This window comes from Streptomyces sp. NBC_00286, assembly GCF_036173125.1.
Classification (GTDB): Bacteria; Actinomycetota; Actinomycetes; order Streptomycetales; family Streptomycetaceae; genus Streptomyces.
This window is the reverse complement of record NZ_CP108054.1, coordinates 8,537,036-8,560,988: the sequence shown is the minus strand read 5'-3', so window position 1 is coordinate 8,560,988 and position 23,953 is coordinate 8,537,036. Positions and strand designations below refer to the sequence as shown.

Annotated in this window: 23 protein-coding genes; 2 read left to right on the top strand and 21 right to left on the bottom strand. The window is 69.3% G+C overall.

Going from position 1 to position 23,953, the window contains the following annotated elements:
• Positions 1-6: 6 nt before the first annotated feature.
• The 5 genes from rpsD to OHT21_RS38700 all read right to left on the bottom strand — a co-directional run bounded on the left by rpsD (position 7) and on the right by OHT21_RS38700 (position 5,148).
• The gene (gene rpsD, locus OHT21_RS38720) at positions 7-621 is read right to left on the bottom strand and encodes a 30S ribosomal protein S4 (RefSeq protein ID WP_328772915.1); all 615 of its coding nucleotides are present in this window, start codon (positions 619-621) and stop codon (positions 7-9) included.
• Between the two features lie 301 nt (positions 622-922).
• Positions 923-2,278, bottom strand: a complete 1,356-nt coding sequence (locus OHT21_RS38715) for a replication-associated recombination protein A (RefSeq protein WP_328772914.1) — start codon at positions 2,276-2,278, stop codon at positions 923-925.
• A 114-nt stretch (positions 2,279-2,392) separates the two neighbouring features.
• Positions 2,393-3,034: a vitamin K epoxide reductase family protein gene (locus tag OHT21_RS38710; protein WP_328772913.1), complete on the bottom strand. Its 642-nt coding sequence runs from the start codon at positions 3,032-3,034 to the stop codon at positions 2,393-2,395.
• A 126-nt stretch (positions 3,035-3,160) separates the two neighbouring features.
• Positions 3,161-4,423: a histidine--tRNA ligase gene (gene hisS / locus OHT21_RS38705; protein ID WP_328772912.1), complete on the bottom strand. Its 1,263-nt coding sequence runs from the start codon at positions 4,421-4,423 to the stop codon at positions 3,161-3,163.
• Positions 4,424-4,434: 11 nt separating this feature from the next.
• Positions 4,435-5,148, bottom strand: a complete 714-nt coding sequence (locus tag OHT21_RS38700) for an MBL fold metallo-hydrolase (RefSeq protein WP_328772911.1) — start codon at positions 5,146-5,148, stop codon at positions 4,435-4,437.
• A 163-nt stretch (positions 5,149-5,311) separates the two neighbouring features.
• Here OHT21_RS38700 and OHT21_RS38695 point away from each other — a divergent pair, with 163 nt between their 5' ends.
• Together OHT21_RS38695 and OHT21_RS38690 are read left to right on the top strand one after the other, a co-directional pair.
• On the top strand, positions 5,312-6,157 hold the full coding sequence (locus OHT21_RS38695) for a peptidylprolyl isomerase (RefSeq protein WP_328772910.1): 846 nt from the start codon (positions 5,312-5,314) through the stop codon (positions 6,155-6,157).
• A gap of 134 nt (positions 6,158-6,291) precedes the next feature.
• Positions 6,292-7,521 (top strand): DUF349 domain-containing protein, encoded by a 1,230-nt coding sequence (locus OHT21_RS38690; RefSeq protein WP_328772909.1) that lies wholly within the window; start codon positions 6,292-6,294, stop codon positions 7,519-7,521.
• Between the two features lie 81 nt (positions 7,522-7,602).
• Here the strand turns inward: OHT21_RS38690 and OHT21_RS38685 are convergent, their stop codons facing one another.
• The 16 genes from OHT21_RS38685 to pgsA form a co-directional block, all read right to left on the bottom strand.
• Entirely contained in the window at positions 7,603-10,182 is a 2,580-nt protein-coding gene (locus OHT21_RS38685; RefSeq protein WP_443050532.1) for a RelA/SpoT family protein, read from the bottom strand.
• A 239-nt stretch (positions 10,183-10,421) separates the two neighbouring features.
• On the bottom strand, positions 10,422-10,970 hold the full coding sequence (locus OHT21_RS38680) for an adenine phosphoribosyltransferase (RefSeq protein WP_328772908.1): 549 nt from the start codon (positions 10,968-10,970) through the stop codon (positions 10,422-10,424).
• The gene (secF, locus tag OHT21_RS38675) at positions 10,967-12,094 is read right to left on the bottom strand and encodes a protein translocase subunit SecF (protein WP_328772907.1); all 1,128 of its coding nucleotides are present in this window, start codon (positions 12,092-12,094) and stop codon (positions 10,967-10,969) included. Before secF ends, OHT21_RS38680 begins: the two co-directional genes overlap by 4 nt.
• 1 nt (position 12,095) lies before the next feature.
• On the bottom strand, positions 12,096-13,829 hold the full coding sequence (gene secD / locus OHT21_RS38670) for a protein translocase subunit SecD (RefSeq protein WP_328772906.1): 1,734 nt from the start codon (positions 13,827-13,829) through the stop codon (positions 12,096-12,098).
• A 141-nt stretch (positions 13,830-13,970) separates the two neighbouring features.
• Complete coding sequence (gene yajC, locus OHT21_RS38665) at positions 13,971-14,456, bottom strand: preprotein translocase subunit YajC (RefSeq protein WP_328772905.1); 486 nt, start codon at positions 14,454-14,456, stop codon at positions 13,971-13,973.
• A 166-nt stretch (positions 14,457-14,622) separates the two neighbouring features.
• Positions 14,623-15,693, bottom strand: coding sequence for a Holliday junction branch migration DNA helicase RuvB (gene ruvB / locus OHT21_RS38660; RefSeq protein ID WP_328772904.1), 1,071 nt, complete (start codon positions 15,691-15,693; stop codon positions 14,623-14,625).
• 57 nt (positions 15,694-15,750) lie between these two features.
• Positions 15,751-16,362, bottom strand: a complete 612-nt coding sequence (gene ruvA, locus OHT21_RS38655) for a Holliday junction branch migration protein RuvA (RefSeq protein ID WP_328772903.1) — start codon at positions 16,360-16,362, stop codon at positions 15,751-15,753.
• A complete protein-coding gene (gene ruvC, locus OHT21_RS38650) occupies positions 16,359-16,937 on the bottom strand; it encodes a crossover junction endodeoxyribonuclease RuvC (RefSeq protein WP_328772902.1) in 579 nt (192 codons plus the stop codon). The genes ruvA and ruvC overlap by 4 nt, the downstream gene beginning before the upstream one ends.
• Before the next feature lie 136 nt (positions 16,938-17,073).
• Complete coding sequence (locus OHT21_RS38645) at positions 17,074-17,826, bottom strand: YebC/PmpR family DNA-binding transcriptional regulator (RefSeq protein WP_328772901.1); 753 nt, start codon at positions 17,824-17,826, stop codon at positions 17,074-17,076.
• 48 nt (positions 17,827-17,874) lie between these two features.
• Positions 17,875-18,483, bottom strand: a complete 609-nt coding sequence (gene pdxT, locus OHT21_RS38640) for a pyridoxal 5'-phosphate synthase glutaminase subunit PdxT (RefSeq protein ID WP_328772900.1) — start codon at positions 18,481-18,483, stop codon at positions 17,875-17,877.
• A gap of 14 nt (positions 18,484-18,497) precedes the next feature.
• Complete coding sequence (gene pdxS, locus OHT21_RS38635; protein ID WP_328772899.1) at positions 18,498-19,412, bottom strand: pyridoxal 5'-phosphate synthase lyase subunit PdxS; 915 nt, start codon at positions 19,410-19,412, stop codon at positions 18,498-18,500.
• A gap of 597 nt (positions 19,413-20,009) precedes the next feature.
• Entirely contained in the window at positions 20,010-20,552 is a 543-nt protein-coding gene (locus OHT21_RS38630) for a hypothetical protein (RefSeq protein WP_328772898.1), read from the bottom strand.
• A gap of 70 nt (positions 20,553-20,622) precedes the next feature.
• Positions 20,623-20,910 carry a hypothetical protein gene (locus tag OHT21_RS38625; RefSeq protein WP_328772897.1) on the bottom strand — a complete coding sequence of 96 codons (288 nt, stop codon included), beginning with the start codon at positions 20,908-20,910 and terminating at the stop codon, positions 20,623-20,625.
• Between the two features lie 36 nt (positions 20,911-20,946).
• A complete protein-coding gene (locus tag OHT21_RS38620; protein ID WP_328772896.1) occupies positions 20,947-22,107 on the bottom strand; it encodes a glycosyltransferase family 4 protein in 1,161 nt (386 codons plus the stop codon).
• Complete coding sequence (locus OHT21_RS38615) at positions 22,104-23,027, bottom strand: phosphatidylinositol mannoside acyltransferase (protein WP_328772895.1); 924 nt, start codon at positions 23,025-23,027, stop codon at positions 22,104-22,106. The genes OHT21_RS38620 and OHT21_RS38615 overlap by 4 nt, the downstream gene beginning before the upstream one ends.
• Positions 23,024-23,854 (bottom strand): phosphatidylinositol phosphate synthase, encoded by an 831-nt coding sequence (gene pgsA, locus OHT21_RS38610; RefSeq protein WP_328772894.1) that lies wholly within the window; start codon positions 23,852-23,854, stop codon positions 23,024-23,026. The genes OHT21_RS38615 and pgsA overlap by 4 nt, the downstream gene beginning before the upstream one ends.
• Positions 23,855-23,953: the final 99 nt, after the last annotated feature.

Sequence of the window (23,953 nt, the reverse complement as noted above, 5' to 3'; positions counted from 1 at the left end):
GGGTGATCAGCGGGCGTAGTACTCGACGACGAGCTGCTCGTCGCAGATCACCGGGATCTCCTTGCGGTTCGGCTCCCGGTCCAGGCGGAAGGCCAGGGCGCGGAGGTTCACCTGGAGGTAGCGGGGGGTCTCGCCGTCGGGGGCGAAGCCACCCTCGCGCGCGACCTGGAACAGCGGCTTCTCGCGGCTGCGCTCGCGGACCATCACGACGTCGTCGGGCTTGACGCGGAAGGACGGCTTGTCGACCTTGTGGCCGTTGACCTCGATGTGGCCGTGGGTGACCATCTGGCGGGCCTGGTAGATCGTGCGGGCGATGCCCGAACGCAGGACCAGCGCATCGAGACGGCGCTCGAGCTCGATGACCAGGGCCTCACCGGTCTTGCCCTGCGTCTTGGCGGCACGCTCGTAGGCGCGGACGAGCTGGCGCTCGGACACGTCGTACTGCGCGCGCAGGCGCTGCTTCTCGAGCAGACGGACCTTGTAGTCCGAGTTCTGCTTGCGGCCGCGGCCGTGCTCGCCCGGCGGGTAGGGGCGGGCCTCGAAGTACTTGACGGCCTTCGGGGTCAGCGCGATGCCGAGGGCACGCGACTTCTTGACCTTGGGGCGGGACTGATTCGCCACTTCTTTTCCTTTTCCTTATCGGCTGCCTCAGGGTTACGGGAGGTCGCATCCGCAGCCGGGGGATTCCCGTCAGGTCCGCGAGGGACTTGCCGGGCAGCCGCTCCCCTGGTCTGGGCACATACGTGCAGCACACGAACGGCCCACCGACCGGTCCCGGAACTCCGGGTGGTGGTGGGCGGCCCGCGACACCTACAACGGTGCGCGACGCTCCTGGATCAAAAGATCCGGCTGGATGTCCCGCCTGAGGCGCCGACCGGAGCCGGACACGGGACGCAGCACTGTTCAGGAGTCTACAGGGGGTTCAGGACTGCTTCCGACCGAGGTGCTTCCTGGTCCACTCCACCGCGTCGGCGTACCGGGCCTCGGCCCCGTGCCTGGTCGGCGTGTAGTACTCCCGCTCCTTGATCGCGTCCGGTGCGTACTGCTGAGCGGCGATCCCCTCGGGCAGATCGTGCGGATATACGTACCCCTGGGCGTGCCCGAGCTTCGCCGCGCCCTTGTAGTGCCCGTCGCGCAGGTGCGGGGGCACGGGACCAGCCAGCCCTTTGCGTACGTCCTCCATGGCGGCGCCGATCGCCGTCGTCGCGGCGTTCGACTTGGGGGCCAGCGCGAGGGCGATCGTCGCGTGGCTGAGGGTGAGCGCGGCTTCGGGGAAGCCGATCATGGCGACCGCCTGGGCGGCGGCGACGGCTATGGGCAGCGCGTTCGGATCGGCCAGGCCGATGTCCTCGCTGGCGGAGATCATCAGGCGGCGGGCGATGAAGCGGGGGTCCTCGCCGGCCTCGATCATCCGGGCCAGGTAGTGCAGTGCGGCGTCCACGTCCGAGCCGCGGATGGACTTGATCAGGGCGCTCGCCACGTCGTAGTGCTGGTCGCCGTCGCGGTCGTACTTCACGGCGGCGCGGTCGACGGTCTCCTCCAAGGTCTGGAGGGTCACTTCCGTCTCGCCCTTGTCGAGCGCGGAGCCGGCCGCGGCCTCCAGGGCGGTCAGGGCGCGGCGGGCGTCACCGCCGGCAATCCGCAGCAGGTGCTCCTCGGTGTCCTCGGGCAGCGTGACGGCGTCCTTCAGGCCGCGCTCGTCGGTCAGCGCGCGCTTGATGAGACCGCGCAGGTCGTCGTCCGTGAGCGGTTCGAGGGTGAGGAGCAGGGAGCGGGAGAGGAGGGGGGAGATCACCGAGAAGTACGGGTTCTCGGTGGTCGCGGCGATCAGGGTCACCCAGCGGTTCTCGACGGCCGGGAGCAGGGAGTCCTGCTGGGCCTTGCTGAAGCGGTGGATCTCGTCCAGGAAGAGCACGGTCTCCTTGCCGTAGCCGCCGGTGGCGCGGCGGGCTCCGTCGATGACCGTGCGGACCTCCTTGACGCCCGCGGTGATCGCGGAGAGCTCCACGAAGCGCTTGTTGGTGGCCTTGGAGACGACGTACGCGAGGGTCGTCTTGCCGGTGCCGGGCGGGCCCCAGAGGATCACGGAGGAGGGTCCGGCAGGCCCGGAGCCACCCTCGCCGACCAGTCTGCGCAGCGGCGAGCCGGGCTTCAACAGGTGCTGCTGGCCCACGACTTCGTCCAGGATGCGCGGGCGCATCCGTACGGCCAGGGGACTGCTGGACGGGTCCTTCTCCTGGCGTTCTTCTGCTGCGGCGGTGAACAGGTCGGGCTCCACGAGGAAAACCCTATGTCACGCCACTGACAACGCCCCGGGCCGCGGTTCGGCCGGTCCGTCCCAAGCTGGTCCGGGCAGCCCGCCCGGTCAGCCGGTCCGTCCCGACTGCGCCTGTCAGCTGGTCCAGAAGTCCCACCAGCGCGTCAGGATCAGCATGCCGATGATCCCGATGTGCAGTACGGGCAGCACCCAGGCGAACTCGCCGAGGAAGCCCTTCAGCCAGCCGGGCGCGGGCAGGAACCCGTGCCGCACGTTGAACGCGGTCACGGTCCAGAACATGACGATCGTGGCGACCCAGGCGAGGCAGCACCACAGGCACAGGGAGTTGATGTTGTAGAGCGACTGGTACATGAGCCAGGTGCAGAAGCCGACCCCGAAGAGCGTGCCCGCGTTGAAGGTCAGCCAGTACCAGCGCGGGAACGTGGCACGGGCCAGCAGGCTCATGCCGACGCCGATCACGATGGCGTAGGTGACCAGGCCCAGCATCGGGTTGGGGAACCCGAAGACCGAGGCCTGGTCGCTCTTCATGATGTTGCCGCAGGAGACGACCGGGTTGAGGCTGCAGCCCGGGGTGAAGTTCGGGTCCTCCAGGAGCTTGAACTTGTCGATCGTGATGATCCAGGAGGCCAGCAGCCCGGCCGCGCCGGTGATCACCAGCAGAAGAGCGAGGGCGCGACTTCCGCCGACCGAGCGCGGCGGGCCCTCGGAACGTGCCTGATCGACGGAGACGCCTTCCCTGACTGTCGTCTTGCTCATCACGCCGTTTCCGTAGCTTGAGGGGGGTCGACGGGCACGGTCATTGTGCCGCACGCGCGCGCGTATCCACCGTTCGCTGGGCATAAGGAGGTACGCACAGCGGCCCGGGAACGTTCGCTCGAAACGTCACCCCAGCCGGGCCTCCAGCTCCGCCACGATCTCGTTCACCCCGACGGCCTCCTGCTCCCCGGACCCCATGTCCTTGAGCTGAACGACGCCCTCGGAGAGGTCACGTTCGCCCGCGACGATCGCGTACCGCGCCCCACTACGGTTCGCGCTCTTCATCGCCCCCTTGAGCCCCTTCCCGCCGTACGAGAAGTCCGCCGCGACGCCGACCTTCCGCAGCTCGGTGACGACCCCGAAGAGCACCCGCCGGGCCTCCTCGCCGAGCGGCACCGCGAACACACTGGTGGACGCAGGCAGTTGGAGCTCGACACCCTCCGCCTCCAGAGCAAGGACCGTACGGTCGACGCCCAGCGCCCAGCCGACCGACGGCAGCGCGGGCCCGCCGATCATCTCCGAGAGGCCGTCGTAGCGGCCGCCGCCGCCCACCGCGGACTGCGAGCCCAGACCGTCGTGCACGAACTCAAAAGTGGTCCGCGTGTAGTAGTCCAGGCCGCGCACCAGCTTCGGGTCGTCCTCGAAGGAGACGCCGGCGGCCGTGATCAGCTCACGCACTTCCTCGTGGTAGGCCTTGCACGCGTCGCACAGGAAGTCGCGCAGCAGCGGCGCCCCTACGAGCTGCTTCTGCACATCGTCGCGCTTGTCGTCCAGGACCCGCAGCGGGTTGATCTGCGCGCGGCGCAACGTGTCCTCGTCGAGTTCGAGCCCGCGCAGGAAGTCCTGCAGCGCTGCCCGGTACACCGGACGGCACTCCTTGTCGCCCAGCGAGTTGAGCAGAATCCGGAAGTCGCGCAGGCCCAGCGAGCGGTACGCCTGGTCCGCCAGGATGATCAACTCGGCGTCCAGCGCTGGGTCTTCGGCCCCGATGGCCTCAGCGCCAACCTGCGAGAAGTGGCGGTAACGGCCCTTCTGTGGGCGCTCGTAGCGGTAGTAGGAGCCCGAATACCAGAGCTTGACCGGCAGGTTGCCCAGCTTGTGGAGGTTGGCCTCGAGCGCGGCGCGCAGCACGGAAGCGGTGCCCTCGGGCCGCAGTGCGAGCTTGTCGCCGCCCTTGGTCTCGAAGGCGTACATCTCCTTGGTCACGATGTCGGTGGACTCACCGACCCCGCGCGCGAAGAGCTCGACGCTCTCGAAGCCGGGTGTCTCGATGTACCCGTAACCGGAGTTCCGCAGCGGCGCGGCGATCGCCTCGCGCACGGCGAGGTACTTCGCGCTGTCCGGGGGAATCAGGTCGTACGTGCCCTTGGGGGCCTTGAAGGTGCTCACGGAAGGTCTCGTCACATTCCTCGTCGAGGAGCGGATGCGGGATCCGCTTCCAGGCCGGCCGCCACCTGCCGCAGATACGGATTGGTGGCGCGCTCCTGGCCGATGGTCGTCTGGGGGCCGTGTCCGGACAGCACCACGGTCGAGTCGTCGAGCGGCAGGCACACGCGGGCCAGCGAGTCGAGCATCTCGGCCATGTCACCGCCGGGCAGGTCGGTGCGTCCGATGGAGCCGGCGAACAGCAGGTCGCCCGAGAAGAAGATCGGCGGAATGTCCGCCGCCTCGGGCATCCGGAAGGTCACCGACCCCTTCGTATGGCCCGGCGCATGCGCGACGGACAGCTCCAGACCGGCCAGCTCCAGCTTCGCGCCGTCGGTCAGCTCCTTGACGTCGTCCGGCTCCCCCACGGTCAGCTCGCCCAGGAGCGGCATCCCGACGGAACGGCCGAGACCCATCGACGGGTCGTTCATCATGTACCGGTCTTCGGGGTGGATCCAGGCCGGTACGCCGTGCGCGCCGCACACCGGGACGACCGAGGCCACGTGGTCGAGGTGGCCGTGCGTGAGGACGACGGCGACCGGCTTGAGCCGATGCTTCTTGAGCGTTTCCTCGACTCCCTCGGCGGCCTCGTGGCCCGGGTCGATGATCACGCACTCCTCACCTGCGGCGGGGGCGACCAGATAACAGTTGGTGCCCCAGGCCCCGGCGGGGAACCCGGCAATGAGCACGATCGTCCTTCGTTCGTACGGGGGCGGTTGGCTGTGGACCAGAGCCTACCGGCGCTGCCGGAACCACAGCGAACCCATATACGGTACGGGGCACACGCAGGCGGTCGGCTCACCAGACGCAGGCGTACCACCTGACGTACGAGACGCATGAGGAGAGAACCCGGTGGTCAGCCAGGAACAGCGGCGGCGTCAGCTCGCCCGGGAGAAGTTCTTGCGGCAGCAGCAGCGGCGTACGGCCGCGCGGCGCAAGGCACGTGTCCGCAACGCCTCCATCGCGTCGGCGGTCAGTGTGATCCTCGTGCTGGTCGTGGTGGCGACCACGACCGACGCCCTGAAGGGCGACGACACGAAGGACAACGCGAACGCGGAGGTGACTCCGAGCGCCTCGCCAAGCAAGGCGCCGGACCCCTGCGAGAAGCCCGCCGCGGGCAAGGTCAAGCCGCTCAGCTACAAGAAGGAGCCGGCGATGACGATCGACAAGTCGGCGGACTACACGATGAAGCTGCAGACGACCTGCGGCACGATAGACATCGAGATGCCGGCCTCGAAGGCTCCGCGTACGGTGAACTCGTTCAACTTCCTGGTGGGCAAGGGCTATCTGGACCACACCAAGTGCCATCGGCTCGTCCCACAGGGCATCTTCGTGCTCCAGTGCGGCGACCCCAAGGGTGACGGCACGGGCGGTCCCGGTTACACCATTCCGGACGAGAACCTGAAGGACGAGCGCCTGAAGGGGAACGTGTATCCGGCGGGCACGGTGGCCATGGCCAACCAGTACAACGCGCAGACGAAGGAGGGCCGCGACACCGGTGGCAGCCAGTTCTTCCTCGTGTACCAGGACAGCGAGCTGCCGCCCGACTACACGCCGTTCGGAACGATCTCCAAGGAAGGCATGAAGGTCCTGAAGAAGATCTCGGACGCCGGCGCTCAGCCCGCCGACCCGACGACCGGCACCACCGCACCGAATGCGACGGTCGTGATCAACAAGGCGACCGTGACGAAATCCTGATCGTCGGGTGCCTAATTTCGGTCGCGCGGTATGCGGACAGCCGCCCCGCCGGTCGCCTATGTTGGCCGTGACGAAACTGTGGACGATGCCGGGGGTACAGCCACCCTACGCAGGCATCATGTGGAGGAGGCGCTGTGAGCAGCGACCCGTGGGGCCGCGTCGACGAGACGGGCACCGTGTACGTGCGTACGGCCGATGGCGAGAAGATCGTCGGTTCCTGGCAGGCCGGTTCTCCTGATGAGGCACTGGCCTACTTCGAGCGCAAGTACGAGGGCCTGGTTGTGGAGATCGGCCTCCTCGAGCGACGAGTGAAGACCACCGACCTGTCGGCGAAGGACGCCTTTGCCGCCATCGACCATATCCGGGAGCAGGTCGACGCCCATCACGCGGTCGGTGACCTGGACGCGCTGCGGGCTCGCCTCGACAAGCTGGTCGAGGCGGTCCAGGCGCGCCGTGAAGAACGCAAGGCCCAGCGGGCGAAGCAGTCCGACCAGGCGCGGCATGCCAAGGAGGCGCTGGTCGCCGAGGCCGAGGAGCTGGCGCAGTCCGACCAGTGGCGGGCCGCCGGTGAGCGGTTGCGGGCCCTGGTGGACACCTGGAAGGGGTTGCCGCGGCTGGACCGCAAGTCGGACGACGAGCTGTGGCACCGCTTCTCGCACGCGCGCTCGGCGTTCTCCAAGCGCCGCAAGGCGCACTTCGCGCAGCTGGACGCGCAGCGCGAGGAGGCCCGTAAGACCAAGGAGAAGTTGGTCGCGGAGGCCGAGGCGCTGTCCGGTTCCACGGACTGGGGTCCGACGGCGGCGCGTTACCGCGAGCTGATGTCGGAGTGGAAGGCCGCGGGCCGCGCCCAGCGTGAGCACGAGGACGACCTGTGGAACCGCTTCCGCGGTGCCCAGGACATCTTCTTCGCGGCCCGCAGCTCCGTCTTCGCCGAGCGGGACGCGGAGCAGGCCGAGAACCTCAAGCTTAAGGAGGAGCTGGCCCAGGAGGCCGAGAAGATCCTCCCGGTGACGGATCTGAAGGCGGCCCGCGCCGCCTTCCGCGCCATCAACGAGCGCTGGGAGGCCATCGGCCATGTGCCGCGCGACGCCCGCCCGAAGGTCGAGGGCCGGATGCACGCGGTCGAGCGGGCCATCCAGGAGTCCGAGGAGACGGAGTGGCGCCGGACGAACCCGGAGGCACGCGCGCGTGCCGAGGGTCTGACCGGTCAGCTCCAGGCCGCGGTGGACAAGCTCCAGGGCCAGATCGAAGCGGCGCGCGCGCAGGGCAACAACGCCAAGGCCGACAAGCTCCAGAAGGAGCTCGAGGGCCGTCAGGCGCTGCTGGACCAGGCGCTGAAGGGTCTGCAGGAGTTCGGCGGCTGAGTCCGTCCGGCAGATTTTCCGCCACTACGTAGAGGGGGCTTCCGTACGTTTCGTACGGAAGCCCCCTCTACGTAGTGCTCGTCACGGCCTGCGGGCCGATGTCACCCGGTACACGTCGTACACGCCCTCGACTCCCCTGACCGCCTTCAGGACGTGCCCCAGGTGCTTGGGGTCGCCCATCTCGAAGGTGAAGCGGGAGGTGGCGACGCGGTCACGGGAGGTCTGGACGGCCGCGGAGAGGATGTTGACGTGCTGGTCCGACAGGACGCGCGTGACGTCCGAGAGGAGGCGTGAGCGGTCCAGGGCCTCCACCTGGATGGCGACCAGGAACACCGAGGACTGGGTGGGCGCCCACTCGACCTCGAGGATGCGCTCGGGCTCCCGGGACAGGGAGTCGACGTTCACGCAGTCGGTGCGGTGAACCGATACGCCACTGCCGCGCGTGACGAAGCCCATGATGGGGTCGCCGGGGACGGGCGTACAACATCGGGCCAGCTTGACCCACACATCGTCGACGCCCTTGACCACGACGCCCGGGTCGGCGCTGGAGCGGCGTTTGCGGCTGCGCCCGCGCGCGGGCGGCACGCTCTCGTCGATCTCCTCGCTGGCGGCCTCCTCGCCGCCGAGCGCCTGGACGAGCTTCTGCACGACGTTCTGCGCGGACACATGACCCTCGCCGATCGCCGCGTACAGCGCGGAGATGTCGGGGTAGCGCATCTCGTGCGCCAGCGTGACCAGGGAGTCGCCGGTGAGGATGCGCTGGATCGGCAGGTTCTGCTTGCGCATCGCGCGAACGATGGCGTCCTTGCCGTGCTCGATGGCCTCGTCCCGGCGCTCCTTGGAGAACCAGGCGCGGATCTTGTTGCGGGCGCGCGGCGACTTCACGAAGCCGAGCCAGTCGCGGGAGGGGCCCGCGCCGGCCGCCTTGGAGGTGAAGACCTCCACCAGGTCGCCGTTGTCCAGTGTCGATTCGAGCGGTACGAGGCGGCCGTTGACCCGCGCGCCGATGGTCCGGTGGCCGACCTCCGTATGGACCGCGTACGCGAAGTCCACCGGGGTCGCGCCGGCGGGGAGCGCTATGACGTCGCCCTTGGGCGTGAAGACGAAGACCTCGTTACGGGACAGGTCGAAGCGCAGGGACTCCAGGAACTCCGAGGGGTCCTCGGTCTCCTTCTGCCAGTCGAGCAACTGGCGCAGCCACGCCATGTCGTTGATGTGGTCGTCCTTGCCGGCTTTCTTCGGTACGTCGGTGCGCACCTTGGAGGCGCCGGCGGAGGGATCCTGCTTGTACTTCCAGTGCGCGGCGATGCCGTACTCGGCGCGGCGGTGCATGTCGAACGTACGGATCTGGAGTTCGACGGGCTTGCCGTTGGGCCCGATGACCGTCGTGTGCAGCGACTGGTACATGTTGAACTTGGGCATCGCGATGTAGTCCTTGAACCGGCCGGGGACCGGGTTCCATCGCGCGTGCACGGTGCCGAGGGCGGCGTAACAGTCCCTGACGGTGTCGACCAGTACGCGGATGCCCACCAGGTCGTAGATCTCCGCGAAGTCACGGCCGCGGACGATCATCTTCTGGTAGACGCTGTAGTAGTGCTTCGGGCGGCCGGTGACGGTCGCCTTGATGCGGGCGGCGCGCAGGTCGGACTGGACCTCGTCGGTCACTATGGCGAGGTATTCGTCGCGCTTGGGGGCGCGCTCGGCGACGAGGCGGACGATCTCGTCGTACATCTTGGGGTAGAGGATCGCGAAGGCGAGGTCCTCCAGCTCCCACTTGATGGTGTTCATGCCCAGGCGGTGGGCGAGCGGCGCGTAGATCTCGAGGGTCTCGCGCGCCTTCTTCTCCTGCTTCTCGCGCTTGAGGTAGCGCATGGTGCGCATGTTGTGCAGCCGGTCGGCGAGCTTGATGACCAGGACGCGGGGGTCCTTGGCCATGGCGACGACCATCTTGCGTACGGTCTCGGCCTGGGCCGCCTCGCCGAACTTGACCTTGTCCAGCTTGGTGACGCCGTCAACGAGGAGGGCGACCTGGTCGCCGAAGTCGCGGCGGAGCTGCTCGAGGCCGTACTCGGTGTCCTCGACGGTGTCGTGCAGCAGGCCCGCCATGAGCGTCGCCGGGTCCATGCCGAGCTCGGCCAGGATGGTGGTGACGGCGAGCGGGTGCGTGATGTACGGGTCGCCGCTCTTGCGCTTCTGGCCGCGGTGCCAGCGCTCGGCGACCTGGTAGGCCTTCTCGACCTGGCGGAGCGTGGAGGTCTCGATCTTCGGATCGTTGCTGCGCACTATCCGCAGCAGGGGCTCCAGGACCGGGTTGTACGGGTTGGAGCGCTGGACGCCGAGGCGGGCGAGACGGGCGCGTACGCGGTTGGAGGAGCCGCCGGAGCGGGCGGGCTGGCCGGGCGTGGGGCGCACCACGGGGGCGCTCGAGGGCGCCGGTGAGGGCGTCGGCCGCTCGCGCTCGGGAGGACTCGGCTTGGGGCGCGTCTGCTCGGCCGCTGTGCCGCCGGCTGTGGGCTGGGCATGCCGGGGCTGCCCGCCGGTGTCGCTTCTCGCGTTCTTCGTGGGCGCGGCCGCGGTGCCCGTCGTCGAGTCGGGCTTGGCGGCTGGGGGTGCCCCCAGGTGTTCAGCCCTGGGAGTCAGTGGCTGGGCCTCGTCTGCCAAGAGGGCTCCTCGTGCGCGATCCGGGTCCCCCGGTCAGGCTCCGGAGATCCCATGGTAGCGATCCCGGGCTCGGGACTTGCCTTCGCCTGGAGAGACGGCCTTGTACAGGAGAAACGCGGGAGGCGGGCACCGGATTCCTCCGGGCCCGCCTCCGCGGTGTCCTACGGGTGTCCCAGGCCTGGCGTAGGCCTTGCCTCAGGGTGCCCGGGCGTCGCTCGTACCGCCGCTCGGGCCGTCGCTCAGACCGTGAGGAGCGCCTCCAACGGGGCGCCCGCGAGGGCCGGTTCGAGTCGGCTCCGGCCGCCGAGGAAGCCCAGTTCCATGAGGACGGCCACGCCGGCCACCTCGGCGCCGGCTCGGCGGATCAGCTGGAGGGAGGCTTCGGCGGTGCCGCCGGTGGCGAGTACGTCGTCGACGACCATGACGCGGTCGCCCGCGGTCAGATCCTCGGCGTGCACCTCGATCTCGGCCGAGCCGTACTCCAGCTCGTACGCCTGGCTGAGCGTCGCCCCGGGGAGCTTGCCGGCCTTGCGGACGGGGATGAAGCCGAGCCCGGCGCGGACCGCTACGGGGGCGCCGAGGATGAAGCCGCGGGCCTCCAGGCCGACGATCTTCGTGGCGCCGCTGCGGACGCTGATCTCGGCGAGCGCGTCGGTGAGTGCCGTGAACGCCGCCGGGTCGGCCAGGAGCGGAGTGATGTCCTTGAACATCACGCCCGGCTCCGGATAGTCGGCCACGTCCCGGATACGGCTGAGGAGCAGCTCCGAGATGTCTGTGAGCTCGCTCATCGGCGCTTCCCGGAAGGCCGGCCGCGGCCCCTGTTGCGGGACGACGGCTGGGAACGCTGGCTGCGCGGCGACCCGACGACCGCGGGCGCCGAGTCCTCCGGCTCCTCGTCATACGGCTCGTCGGCGGCCTGCGCTGCCACAGGCTCGCTCTGCGAGGCTGCCGAGGCGCGCTTGGCGAGTACGCGCTTCTTCAGGGCCTTCATCTGCGGCTCGCGCTCCTTGAAGTCGGCGACGAGCGGCGTGGCGATGAAGATCGAGGAGTACGCACCGGCCGCGAGGCCCACGAACAGCGACAGCGAGATGTCGTTGAGCATGCCCCCGCCGAGTACGCCACCGCCGATGAACAGCAGTCCGGCGACCGGGAGCAGTGCGACCACCGTGGTGTTGATGGAGCGCACCAGGGTGCTGTTGATCGAGCGGTTGGCGACCTCGCTGTAGGTCCAGCGGGTCTGTTTGGTGAGGTCCTTCGTCTGTTCCTTGAGGCTGTCGAAGACGACGACTGTGTCGTACAGCGAATAACCGAGGATCGTCAGCAGACCGATCACGGTGCCTGGTGTGACTTCGAAGCCGACGAGGGCGTAGATGCCCACCGTGATGGTGATGTCATGGATGAGAGCGACGAACGCTGCCAGGGCCATGCGCCACTCGAAGGCGATCGCCAGATAGATCACGACCAGGACCAGAAAGATCCCCAAGCCCTGCCAGGCCTTGTTGGCGATCTGGTCACCCCAGCTGGGCCCGACGAGATCGGCGCTGATCCTCTCCGCGTCGAGGTTCATGTCCTGGGCGATTTCCGACTTGATCTGGTCGGACCTGTCCGTGTCCACGCCGGCGACCTGGATGCGCAGCCCGCCCGTACCGAGGCCCTGCACGATCGCGTCGTGGCCGGCTGCCTCCTCGGCGTACTCCTCGGCCTGAGATGCGGAGACGCTGGTCTTCGGGGTGGTGAAGACGGCGCCGCCCTCGAACTCGATGCCCATGTTCAGGCCGCGTACCGCCAGGCCGACGATGGCCAGGATGGTGATCAGGATCGAGACGCCGTACCAGAGCATGCGCTTGCCGACGAAGTCGTAACCGACCTCACCGCGGTAGAGACGGGCGCCGAGGTTGCCGAGCTTCGACATCTCACGCCTCCTTCGGGTCGACGGGAGCGGATACGCGGCGGGAGCGGCGCAGTGGTGGCTTGGCGCCGAGGCGCTTCGGGTCCAGGCCGGACCAGCTGTGGCCGTTCGCGAAGAACTGCTTGCGGGCGAGGATCGTCATCAGCGGCTTGGTGAAGAAGAAGACCACGACCACGTCCAGGACGGTGGTCAGACCCAGCGTGAACGCGAAGCCCTGGACCTTGCCGACGGTGACGACGAAGAGCACCGCGGCGGCAAGGAACGACACGAAGTCGGAGACCAGGATGGTGCGCCGGGCGCGCGGCCAGCCCCGTTCGACGGCGGGCCGCAGCGTTCTGCCCTCGCGGACCTCGTCTCGGATGCGTTCGAAGAACACGATGAACGAGTCCGCCGTGATGCCGATCGCGACGATGGCGCCGCAGACCGCGGGCAGGTTCAGCGCGAAGCCGATGGCCGGACCGAGCAGCGACATGATCACGTACGTCATGACCGCCGAGACCAGCAGTGAGGCGATGGCGATCAGCGACAGGCCGCGGTAGTAGGCCAGCAGGTAGATGATGACCAGGGCGAGGCCGATGGCGCCGGCGATCAGACCCGCCTCCAGCTGGTCGCCGCCGAGCGCGGCGTCGACCGTGGTGACGCTCGCCTCCTCGAAGGTGATCGGGAGGGCGCCGTAGGACAGGATGTTCGCCAGGTCCTCGGCGGACTGCTGGGTGAAGCCGCCGGAGATCTGGGCCGAACCGCCGGTGATCGCCGAGTTGACCGACGGAGCCGAGACGATCTCGCCGTCGAGCACGATGGCGAACTGGTTCTGCGGCGGCGCCTTGCCGACCAGCGTGCCGGTGACGTCGGCGAACTGGCCCGCGCCCTTGTCGTCGAACTTCATCTGGACGATCCAGCCCTCGCCGGTCGTCGTCGCGAACTCGGCGCTGGCGTCCTCGACCCGCTCGCCGTTCACGGCGACCGGACCGAGCGCGTACTTGTACTGCGAATCCGGATCGCAGGCGACGATGGGTTCGGAGTCCTTGGCCTGGGCGGCCTTCTCGCTCGCCGCCGCGCGGCCCTTCTTTGTGGAGCAGTTCAGCGCGTCCAGCTGCTTCTGCACGTCGGCGGCAGCGGCCTGGCCGGGGTCGGGCGACGGGGAGGCGTTGCCGCTGGGCGTCGGGTCCGCCTTCTTCGCGTCATCCTTCGCGGCGAGGCCCTCCGTCACCGCGCGACCCTGAGTGGTGGCGGTGGGAGTCGGCGAGGGGGACTTCCCGGACGCCGAGGGCGACGGGGACGTCCCGGAAGGGCTGGGCGAAGGGGAAGCACCGGGGTCCGCCGCACCCTGCGCCGGCGCTCCGGTCAGAACCGGGCGGAAGTAAAGCTTGGCGGTGGTACCGACCTGCTCCCGGGCCTGCTCCGAATTCGTGCCCTTGGGGATGTTGACGATGATGTTCTTGTTGCCCTGGGTCTGGACCTCCGCCTCGGAGACGCCCAGGCCGTTGACGCGACGTTCCATGATGCCGACCGCGGTCTTCATGTTGGTCGGGTTGATCGCGTTCTTCTGACCGGGCTCGTTCTGCGCCTCGAGCGTGATGCTCGTACCGCCGGCGAGGTCGATGCCGAGGCGCGGCGTCGTGTGCCCGGAGGCGAACATGCCACCGGTGAGCGCCACGATCGCGATCAGCATCAGGGCCAATGTGCGGCCCGGCCTCCCCTGGCCGCTCTGCTTTCGGCCCTTCTTAGGTGCTGCCACCTTCTCGTTCTCCCTCGTTGTCCGCCCGGCGACGGGGCACCTGCGCGGACGGCCATGAAATGGTGTCGAGATTCCCCGCGAAACAACATGGTCCGGGGACCGCGGTGCGCGAGCGGCGCACTCCGCGGTCCCCGGCCATGACTACTTCGCGTCGGACTCGCCGTCGGACTTCTTCAGCTCTGCGTCATCGGCCTTCTTCGGCTCCTCGTCGGCGGTCTCTTCGGCCGCTTCCTTCTTGCCGAGGTCGATGGGCTGGTCGTCGGAAGAGTCGGCGGGCTCGTCGGTCTCGGTGAGGGAGGAGGCGTCGTCCGGGACGACGGCGTCGTCGGTCTTCAGGTCGTGCTCGATGCCGTGGACGATGCGGTTGTACTCGTCGTCGCTGAGGACGGCACCGATGGCGTTCTTGGCGAAGAGCAGGTCGACACCCGGGCCTGCGTCAAGGAGGACGGTGTCCTCATTGACCTCCTTCACCGTCGCGTACATGCCACCGATCGTGCGGACGCCGGAGCCTGGCTGCATGTCGTTGCGCATCTGCGCAGCGGCTTGCTGCTTCTTCTTGGCCGACCGGGTCATCAGGAACATGGCCCCGATGAGCACGATGAACGGGAGGAGGGTCACGAGACTCACGGGTCGGAACTTCCTTCATTCGACCGCGATGCTGAGCGGCCTGATGGATGGGGGTTTGTGTGCGCCGCCGACAAAGGCGGCATCGGCGGAGTCTAAGCGAGTCCGCGCTCAAGGAACAACGCCCAGCATTGCACCGTGGTTCCAGGTCCGGCGAGTAGGTGCCCCCTCACGCCCCGAACAGGTCCTGTTGTCCGTTTCCCCCAGCGGAAGGCCCGGGCCGGGTGAGGCCGAAATGCGCCCATGCGGCCGGTGTGGCGACGCGCCCGCGGGGCGTACGGGCCAGCAGCCCCTCGCGTACGAGGAACGGCTCGGCGACCTCTTCGACCGTCTCGCGCTCCTCCCCCACGGCGACGGCGAGCGTGGACAGGCCGACCGGTCCGCCGCCGAACAGCTTGAGCAGAGCTTCGAGTACGGCGCGGTCGAGGCGGTCGAGGCCTCGGTCGTCCACCTCGTACACGGCGAGGGCCGCCTTGGCGATGTCCCGGGTGATGACGCCGTCGGCCTTGACCTGGGCATAGTCCCGTACGCGGCGCAGCAGGCGGTTGGCGATACGAGGCGTGCCCCGGCAACGGCCGGCGATCTCCGCGGCTCCCTCGGTGCCGATCTCGACGTCGAGCAGGTGCGCGGAGCGGTGGATGACGCGCTCCAGTTCGGCGGGCTCGTAGAACTCCATGTGCGCGGTGAAGCCGAAGCGGTCGCGCAGCGGGGGCGGCAGCAGTCCCGCGCGCGTGGTGGCGCCGACCAGCGTGAAGGGCGGCAGTTCGAGCGGGATGGCGGTGGCGCCGGGGCCCTTGCCGACGATCACGTCGACGCGGAAGTCCTCCATCGCCATGTAGAGCATCTCCTCGGCGGGCCGGGACATGCGGTGGATCTCGTCGAGGAAGAGGACCTCGCCCTCCTGTAGGGAGGACAGGATCGCGGCCAGGTCTCCGGCGTGCTGGATGGCAGGGCCGCTGGTGATGCGGATCGGGGCCTCCATCTCGGCCGCGATGATCATCGAGAGGGTGGTCTTGCCGAGGCCGGGGGCTCCCGAGAGCAGTACGTGGTCGGCCGTGGCGCCACGCGCGCGTGCCGCACGCAGGACGAGGTCGAGCTGCTCCCGAACCTTCTCCTGGCCGATGAACTCGTCCAGGTCCTTGGGACGCAGGGCGGCCTCGACGGCCTGGTCCTCACGGTCGGCGGACGCACCGACGAGCCGCTCGGCGGCAGTCTCGTCGGTCGGGTCGTCCCAGTTCATTACGTGTGCCTCGGTCTCGTTGTTCGTACGTGCGTGCCTCTTCGCGGAACTCGCTTGCTACCGCGCTCTGTTGAGGGTCTGTAGAGCGGCCTTCAGCAAGTGGCCCACCTGGGGAGCCCCTTCGGACGCCTCCGCCTGGGGCGCGACGGCCGAGACCGCTTCGTCGGCCTCCCTTGTCGCGTACCCGAGTCCGATGAGCGCGGCGTGCAACTGCTCGCGCCAGCCGGTGGAGACGGGCGTACCGATGGCCGGACCGCCCGTGCCGAGAGGCTCGCCGAGGCGGTCCTTGAGCTCCAGGAGGAGTTTCTGGGCGCCCTTCTTTCCGATGCCCGGGACGGCCATGAGCGCCTTCTCGTCACCGGTGGAGATCGCACGGCGCAGGTCGTCCGGGCTGTGCACGGCGAGCATCGCCTGGGCCAGCCGCGGGCCGACTCCGCTCGCGGTCTGCAGCAGTTCGAAGGTCTGCCGCTCGTCGTCGTCCACGAAGCCGTACAGGGTCAGCGAGTCCTCCCGTACGACGAGGGACGTGGCGAGTTTCGCCTGCTTGCCCACGCGGAGTCCGGAGAGCGTGCCCGGTGTGCACTGGACGGAGATGCCGATGCCGCCCACTTCGACCACCGCGGAGTCGGGGGCGAGGGCGGCGACCGGGCCGCTGACGAAGGCGATCATCGGGGGGCCTTTCGGGCGAGTGACTGGGCCTGCTGCCGGGCCTGTTGGGCCCGGGCCTGGGCCTCGCGGGCCTGGGCGTGGGCCTGTTGGAGACGGTTGGTGGCCGGGGCACGCCAGATGTGGCAGATGGCGAGCGCGAGGGCGTCGGCGGCGTCGGCGGGCTTCGGGGGTGCGTCGAGCCGGAGCAGCCGGGTGACCATGGCGCCGACTTGGGCCTTGTCGGCCCGTCCGCTGCCGGTCACGGCCGCCTTGACCTCGCTCGGGGTGTGCAGGGCGACGGGCAGTCCGCGACGGGACGCACAGAGCATGGCGACGGCACTGGCCTGGGCGGTGCCCATGACCGTCCGTACGTTGTGCTGGCTGAACACCCGCTCCACGGCGACGTATTCGGGCCGGTGCTCGTCGATCCACTGCTCGATGCCCTGCTCGATGGCGACGAGGCGGTGGCCGACATCGGCGTCCGAGGGCGTCCGTACGACTCCGACGCCGAGCATCGTCAGAGGCCGCCCGGCGACGCCTTCGACGACACCGACGCCGCATCGGGTCAGCCCAGGGTCCACACCCAGTACCCGCATGCAGCCCCCTCCCCCCTCACACGTGGACGGTGATCTTTGACTGTCGCCAGGCTAGCCGCTGCCACTGACAGCAGCGGCGGGCCGGTGGGGACGTATCCCCACCGGCCCGCCGAAACCCGCGGCGCTCGCGGCAGCGTTACGCGCTGGCCTTCTCCATGACCTCGTCGCTGACGTCGAAGTTGGCGAAGACGTTCTGCACGTCGTCGCTGTCCTCCAGGGCGTCGATCAGCTTGAAGATCTTCTTGGCGCCCTCCTCGTCCAGTTCGACCTGCATGGTCGGGACGAAGTTGGCCTCGGCTGAGTCGTAGTCGATGCCGGCGTCCTGGAGGGCGGTGCGGACCGCGACCAGGTCGGTGGCCTCGCTGAGCACCTCGAAGGACTCGCCCAGGTCGTTGACTTCCTCGGCGCCCGCCTCGAGTACGGCACCCAGGACGTCGTCCTCGGACAGCTCGCCCTTGGGGACGATGACGACGCCCTTGCGGTTGAAGAGGTACGAGACGGAGCCCGGGTCGGCCATCGAGCCGCCGTTACGGGTCATGGCGACGCGTACGTCGGAGGCAGCGCGGTTGCGGTTGTCGGTGAGGCACTCGATGAGCACCGCGACACCGTTCGGCCCGTAGCCCTCGTACATGATGGTCTCGTAGTCGGCGCCGCCGGCCTCGAGACCGGCGCCGCGCTTGACCGCGGAGTCGATGTTCTTGTTCGGGACCGACGACTTCTTCGCCTTCTGGATGGCGTCGTACAGCGTCGGGTTGCCGTCCGGGTCGGCGCCGCCCATGCGGGCCGCGACCTCGATGTTCTTGATCAGCTTCGCGAAGAGCTTGCCGCGCTTGGCGTCGATCACGGCCTTCTTGTGCTTCGTCGTGGCCCATTTAGAGTGGCCGGACATCTGCCTGTCTCCTTCGCGTAACCCATCTCTGTCCGAACGCCAGAGATCCTACAAGGACTCCGCTGTACGCTCCGCGCGCACCATGTCGACAAACAGACCGTGCACGCGGTGGTCGCCGGTCAGTTCCGGGTGGAACGACGTGGCGAGCGCATTGCCCTGGCGTACGGCGACGATGTGGCCGTCGTGCTCGGCGAGCACCTCGGTCTCGGCGCCGACGGACTCGACCCAGGGGGCGCGGATGAAAACGCCCTCTACAGGATCGCCTTCAACGCCCTTCACGTCGACGGCCGCTTCAAAGGACTCGTTCTGCCGTCCGAAGGCGTTGCGGCGCACGATCATGTCGATGCCGCCGATGGTCTCCTGGCCCGAGCGGGGATCGAGGATCTTGTCGGCGAGCATGATCATGCCGGCGCAGGTGCCGTAGACGGGCATTCCGGCCCGCACGCGCGCGCGGAGGGGTTCCATCAGGCCGAAGAGGACGGCCAGTTTGGAGATGGTGGTGGACTCGCCGCCGGGGATGACGAGGCCGTCGACCTCGGCGAGTTCCTCGGGGCGCCGCACCGCCCTGGCCTCGGCATCGGCCGCGGACAGGGCGATGAGGTGCTCCCGTACGTCGCCCTGGAGGGCCAGGACGCCTATGACAGGTGCTTCAGTCATGTCTCTGTGGTGCCTTACCAGCCGCGGTTCGCGTAGCGCTCGGCCTCGGGGAGGGTGTCGCAGTTGATGCCGACCATGGCCTCGCCCAGGTTGCGGGAGGCGTCCGCGATGATCTTGGGGTCGTCGTAGAAGGTGGTGGCCTTCACGATGGCGGCGGCGCGCTTGGCCGGGTCGCCCGACTTGAAGATGCCGGAGCCGACGAAGACGCCTTCGGCGCCGAGCTGGCGCATCAGGGCGGCGTCTGCGGGGGTGGCGACACCGCCGGCCGAGAACAGCACCACCGGGAGCTTGCCGAGCTCGGCGACCTCCTTGACAAGCTCGTACGGGGCGCGGAGGTCCTTGGCGGCGGCGTACAGCTCGTTGTTGTCGTAGCCCTTGAGGCGGGCGATCTCGTTCTTGATCTGCCGCAAGTGGCGGACGGCCTCGACGACGTTGCCCGTGCCGGCCTCGCCCTTGGAGCGGATCATGGCCGCCCCCTCGGCGATGCGGCGCAGGGCCTCGCCCAGGTTGGTGGCGCCGCAGACGAACGGCGTGGTGAAGGCCCACTTGTCGGAGTGGTTGACCTCGTCGGCCGGGGTGAGGACCTCGGACTCGTCGATGTAGTCGACGCCGAGGGACTGCAGGACCTGCGCCTCTACGAAGTGGCCGATCCGCGACTTCGCCATCACCGGGATGGACACGGCGTCGATGATGCCCTCGATCATGTCCGGGTCGGACATGCGGGCCACTCCGCCGTCCTTGCGGATGTCCGCCGGGACCCGCTCCAGGGCCATGACGGCGACGGCGCCCGCGTCTTCGGCGATCTTCGCCTGCTCCGGCGTGACGACGTCCATGATCACGCCGCCCTTGAGCTGCTCGGCCATTCCGCGCTTCACGCGCGCGGTGCCGGTTTCGGGGGCCTGGGCGGGGTTGGAGAGCGTGCTCGACACGGGTTGACCTCACTCGCTGAAAGAGGGTTTCTGCAAACACCGAGGAAACGTGAGGGGACCAGTCCACTGCAAGGGCCAATGGTGAGCGGGTGGCATGTTTTCGCCTACGCCGCCCTTACCCGCCCCATCCCGGGGCCAGCCCCGGACCCCGCTGGGGGCTGGCCCTCAGACCCCTCGGGGCTGCGCCCCCGGCCCCGCTCGGGGCTCCGCCCCGACCCCATTCGGGGGCCAGCCCCCGGCCCCCCGCTCCTCAAACTCCCCCAGCTACCTCCCCCAGCTACCGCTGGGGGTGCCCCCAGAGGTGCCCCCAACGGGCTGAATTGTTCGCGGCCCGGCTGACATTCCGCCGGACGGCTCGACTTTCCCCGGACGGCGCTGATTTCCGCCGGACGGGCTGTTTTTCAGCCCGTCCGGCGTTTGAGGACGAGGCCGTTCAGGCCGATGGGGTCCAGGGGCGGAGCCCCTGGTGGGGTCCGGGGCGAAGCCCCAGCGGGGTCCAGGGGCGGAGCCCCTTGGTATGGGACGGGTAGGGGCGGAGCCCCTTGGTATGGGACGGGTAGGGGCGGCGGGGGCGAACCCAACGTGCCCAGCCCGGGCCTAGCCCGAGCGATCCACCAACGCCGCCGGCGGCTCGTCGTCCATCTCGAAGGCCAGCGGGAACGGCGCGTGCCCGGCCAGCCGGAACCAGCGGACCTTGCGATGGCGGCGCAGGGCGCGGGCAGCGCGTACGGCGTCGTTGTGGAAGCGTCGGGCCATCGGCACCCGACGTACCGCCTGGGCGAGTTCGAGAGCGGCCGCCTCACCGCCGGGGGCCTCGCGTACCGCCTCGACCTGCTGCGCCTCCCCGAAAACGGCCCGCAGAGCCTGGCTGAGGTCGCTCTCGGCGACCTCCCGCTGCTCCTCCTCGGCCTGCCGAGCCGCATGCGCCGCTTCGTAGAGCACGATCGAGGCGGCCGGATCGAGCACTCCGGAGGTGGCCAGTTCCTGGGCGACCGACGCACGCCGCAGGAGCTGCGCGTCGAGGGCGGCGCGCGCGGCGTCGATCCGGGCGTGCAGCCGGTCGAGTCGGCCCGCGGTCCAGCTCAAGTAGAGGCCGATCGCCACAAGGGCGACCACGATCCAGATCAGGGTGGAGGTCACGGGCGCACAGGCTACCCGTGCGTGACGAGGCCTCCGGCGCGGCCCGGGGGCGCACGCGGATCACCCTGGATCAGCCGAGTGCGGCACCCGTCCCGACCGCCGTGAAGCGCATGGTGATCGTGTCCTCCGGCACGGCCTCCACGCGGCACCCCAGCCGCTCCCCGATCATCCGCGCCACCGCGTACAGCCGGATGCGCTCCTCCGGGGTGTGAGCCGGAAACGTCGCCCATCCCTGACGGGCCACCTGCGCGCCGATCTCGGTGACGAACACCGACCGGGCCCGCAGCTCCTCCTCGGCCGTCAGAGGCGTCCTGACGCCCTCCTGCGGCACCTCCCGCACGTTGCGCAGTTCCCGCACCAGACGCCCCTCTCAGCCCTGTCCTCAGGCCCGTTCTCAGTCCCGTGCCAGCCCGAACCGCGCCCGCAGCCCGCTGCGTTCGTCGGCGGCGACCGCGGCGGCCCCGTCCGTGACCGTCTCGTACACGGAGAGGATGTCCGCCCCGACCGTCGACCAGTCGAAGCGCCGCACATGCGCGCTGCCCCGCTTACGCAGCTCCGCACGGCGCCCGGAGTCGGCGAGCAGCCGTACCGCGGAGGCCGCCAGCGCGTCCGCGTCCTCGTTGGCGAACAACTCGCCCGCCGCGCCCTGGTCGAGGACCTGCGCGAAGGCGTCGAGGTCGGAGGCGAGGACGGGCGCGCCCGCCGACATGGCCTCGACGAGGATGATCCCGAAGCTCTCCCCGCCGGTGTTGGGGGCGACGTACAGGTCGACGCTGCGCAGGAACCGCGCCTTGTCCTCGTCGCTGATCATGCCGAGGAACTCGACGCGCGCACGCAGCTCCTTGGGCAGCGACTCGACGGCCTCCTTCTCGTCACCGCGACCGGCCACCAGGAGACGCGTCCCCGGCCGTTCGGCGAGGATCTTCGGGAGAGCCTTCATGAGGACCGGCAGGCCCTTGCGGGGCTCGTCGATGCGGCCGATGAAGCCGATCGTCTCCCCCTGCCACTCGGCCTTGGGCTCGGCCTTCGTAAAGAAGTCGACGTCGACACCGTTCGGGATGACGACCGCGTCGCCGCCCAGGTGCTCGACGAGCGTGCGCCGTGCGTACTCGCTCACGGCGATCCGCGCGCTGATCTTCTCGAGGGCCGCCTGGAGGATCGAGTACGCGGCGACCATCGCCCTGGAGCGCGGGTTGGACGTGTGGAAGGTCGCGACGATGGGGCCCTGTGCGGCCCAGCAGGCCAGGAGGCCGAGCGACGGCGAGGCCGGCTCATGGATGTGGATCACGTCGAATGTGCCGTCGTGCAGCCAGCGCCTGACCCTCGCGGCCGACAGGAACCCGAAGTTGAGCCGGGCCACCGAGCCGTTGTACGGCACCGGAACCGCGCGGCCCGCCGACACGACGTACGGCGGCAGGGGGGTTTCGTCGTCCGCAGGAGCGAGTACGGACACCTCATGCCCGAGGCGGATGAGGTGCTCGGCCAGATCGCGGATGTGGAACTGGACGCCGCCGGGGACGTCCCAGGAGTACGGGCAGACGATGCCGATCCTCACGGGCGCTCCCCGTCGGACGGTTCGGGGCGGGGTTCCAGGTCAGCGAGCCACAAGCGCTGAAGCATGTGCCAGTCCTCCGGATGGTCGGCGATACCCGTGGCGAAGGCGTCGGCCAGCGCCTGCGTCATGACAGACGTCTTCTCGGCCCGGGTACCTGTCTCGGGGACATCAACCGGAGGATGCACACGGCCCCGCATCACGGGCGAGTCGTCGAACCAGAGCGTCACCGGCAGCAGCAGGGCGCCCGTCTGCTGGGCGAGCAGGGCCGGGCCCGCGGGCATCCGTGTCGGCTCGCCGAAGAACTTCACCTCGACTCCGGAGGCGGACAGATCACGGTCCGCGACCAGGCAGACCAGGCCGCCGTCGCGCAGCCGGCGGGCCAGCGTGCCGAACACGGACGCGTCGTGGGCGAGCACCTCCATGCCGAGGCCCTCGCGATAGGCGACGAAACGGTCGTACAGGGTCTCCGGTTTGAGCCGCTCGGCGACCGTGGTGAAGGGAATGTTCAGATGCGTGGTGACCCAGGCGCCGGCGAGATCCCAGTTGCCCAGGTGCGGCAACGCGAGGATGACGCCCTTGCCGGCTGCCAGCCCATCTGTCAGGTAGTGCAGGTCCTGGGCGGTGAAGCCGCTCGCGATGCGTTCCCGGCTCCAGGCGGGCAGCCGGAAGGACTCCATCCAGTAGCGCAGATACGAGCGCATGCCCGCCCTGGAGAGCTCGGCGAGCCGCTCGGGGGTCGCGTCAGGCACCACGCGCGCGTAGTTGGATTCCAGACGGCGGATCCCCTTGCCGCGCCGCTTCCAGGCGATGTCGGCGATGGTCCTGCCGAGCCGTACGGCGACGGGCTCGGGGAGCTTCTTGACGGTGCTCCAGCCCAGGGCGTACGCGCCGTCCGTCAGCCGTTCGCGTACGCCGCTCACGACGTTGCCTCGCTGCTCTGTGAGCCGGTCTTCGAGCTGCTGCGCGAGCTGCCCTGTGAGGCGCCGTCCGAAGCCTGGTCCCGGCCCTGCTCCGAGCCGTTGCCCTGGCCGTCCTGCTGGCCGGCTTCCTGGCCGTTGACGGCATCCGCCTCCGCGGACTCCCGGCGCACCGTGACGACCCGCTGGATCAGCGTGACGACGCTGCCGGCGGCGACGATCCACAGGGCGATGGGCAGCAGCACGTGAATACCGGGTACCCCGAATGTCTCGAAGCCCGCAAGACCGGCCGCGACCAGCGAGATCACCAGGCGCTCGGCCCGCTCGACGAGGCCGTTGACCGCGACGGGCAGGCCGATCGATTCGCCACGGGCCTTCGTGTACGAGACCACCTGGCCGCTCGCCAGGCAGAAGATCGAGACCGCGCACAGGACGTTGTCGTTGCCGCTGCCCGCGTACCAGAGCGCGAAGCCGCCGAAGATCGCGCTGTCGGCGACCCGGTCGAGGGTCGAGTCCAGGAAGGCGCCCCAGCGGCTGGAGCGGCCCATCTGGCGGGCCATGTTGCCGTCGACGAGGTCCGAGAACACGAACAGCGTGATGACGATCGTGCCCCAGAAGAACTCACCCCTGGGGAAGAAGACCAGCGCGCCCGCGACCACACCCGCCGTGCCCAGGAGCGTGACCGTGTCGGGGCTGACGCCGCGGCGGATCAGAAACGCGGCGAACGGTGTGAGAACACGCGTGAAGAAAGCACGCGCGTACTTGTTCAGCATGGCCTTCCCGAGGGTCGGTGTGGCCGCGCGGCCCCTGCTGGCCACCGGCTGGCCCATCGTAGCCACGCGCGCGCGTGGCCGACGGGGCCAGGTCACCCGGACCCGCCACCGCGCCGCCCGTCAGCCACGCGCGCGTAGCTGACGGGCGGGACCCTG

What these genes read in the sequence shown, in the direction of transcription:
- pgsA (WP_328772894.1), bottom strand. Translation starts at nt 23,854, where the DNA reads ATGGGCCAGCCGGTGGCCAGCAGGGGCCGCGCGGCCACACCGACCCTC.
- pdxT (WP_328772900.1), bottom strand. Translation starts at nt 18,483, where the DNA reads ATGACTGAAGCACCTGTCATAGGCGTCCTGGCCCTCCAGGGCGACGTA.
- ruvA (WP_328772903.1), bottom strand. Translation starts at nt 16,362, where the DNA reads ATGATCGCCTTCGTCAGCGGCCCGGTCGCCGCCCTCGCCCCCGACTCC.
- OHT21_RS38645 (WP_328772901.1), bottom strand. Translation starts at nt 17,826, where the DNA reads ATGTCCGGCCACTCTAAATGGGCCACGACGAAGCACAAGAAGGCCGTG.
- OHT21_RS38680 (WP_328772908.1), bottom strand. Translation starts at nt 10,970, where the DNA reads ATGAGCGAGCTCACAGACATCTCGGAGCTGCTCCTCAGCCGTATCCGG.
- ruvB (WP_328772904.1), bottom strand. Translation starts at nt 15,693, where the DNA reads ATGAACTGGGACGACCCGACCGACGAGACTGCCGCCGAGCGGCTCGTC.
- ruvC (WP_328772902.1), bottom strand. Translation starts at nt 16,937, where the DNA reads ATGCGGGTACTGGGTGTGGACCCTGGGCTGACCCGATGCGGCGTCGGT.
- secF (WP_328772907.1), bottom strand. Translation starts at nt 12,094, where the DNA reads ATGTCGAAGCTCGGCAACCTCGGCGCCCGTCTCTACCGCGGTGAGGTC.
- OHT21_RS38710 (WP_328772913.1), bottom strand. Translation starts at nt 3,034, where the DNA reads ATGAGCAAGACGACAGTCAGGGAAGGCGTCTCCGTCGATCAGGCACGT.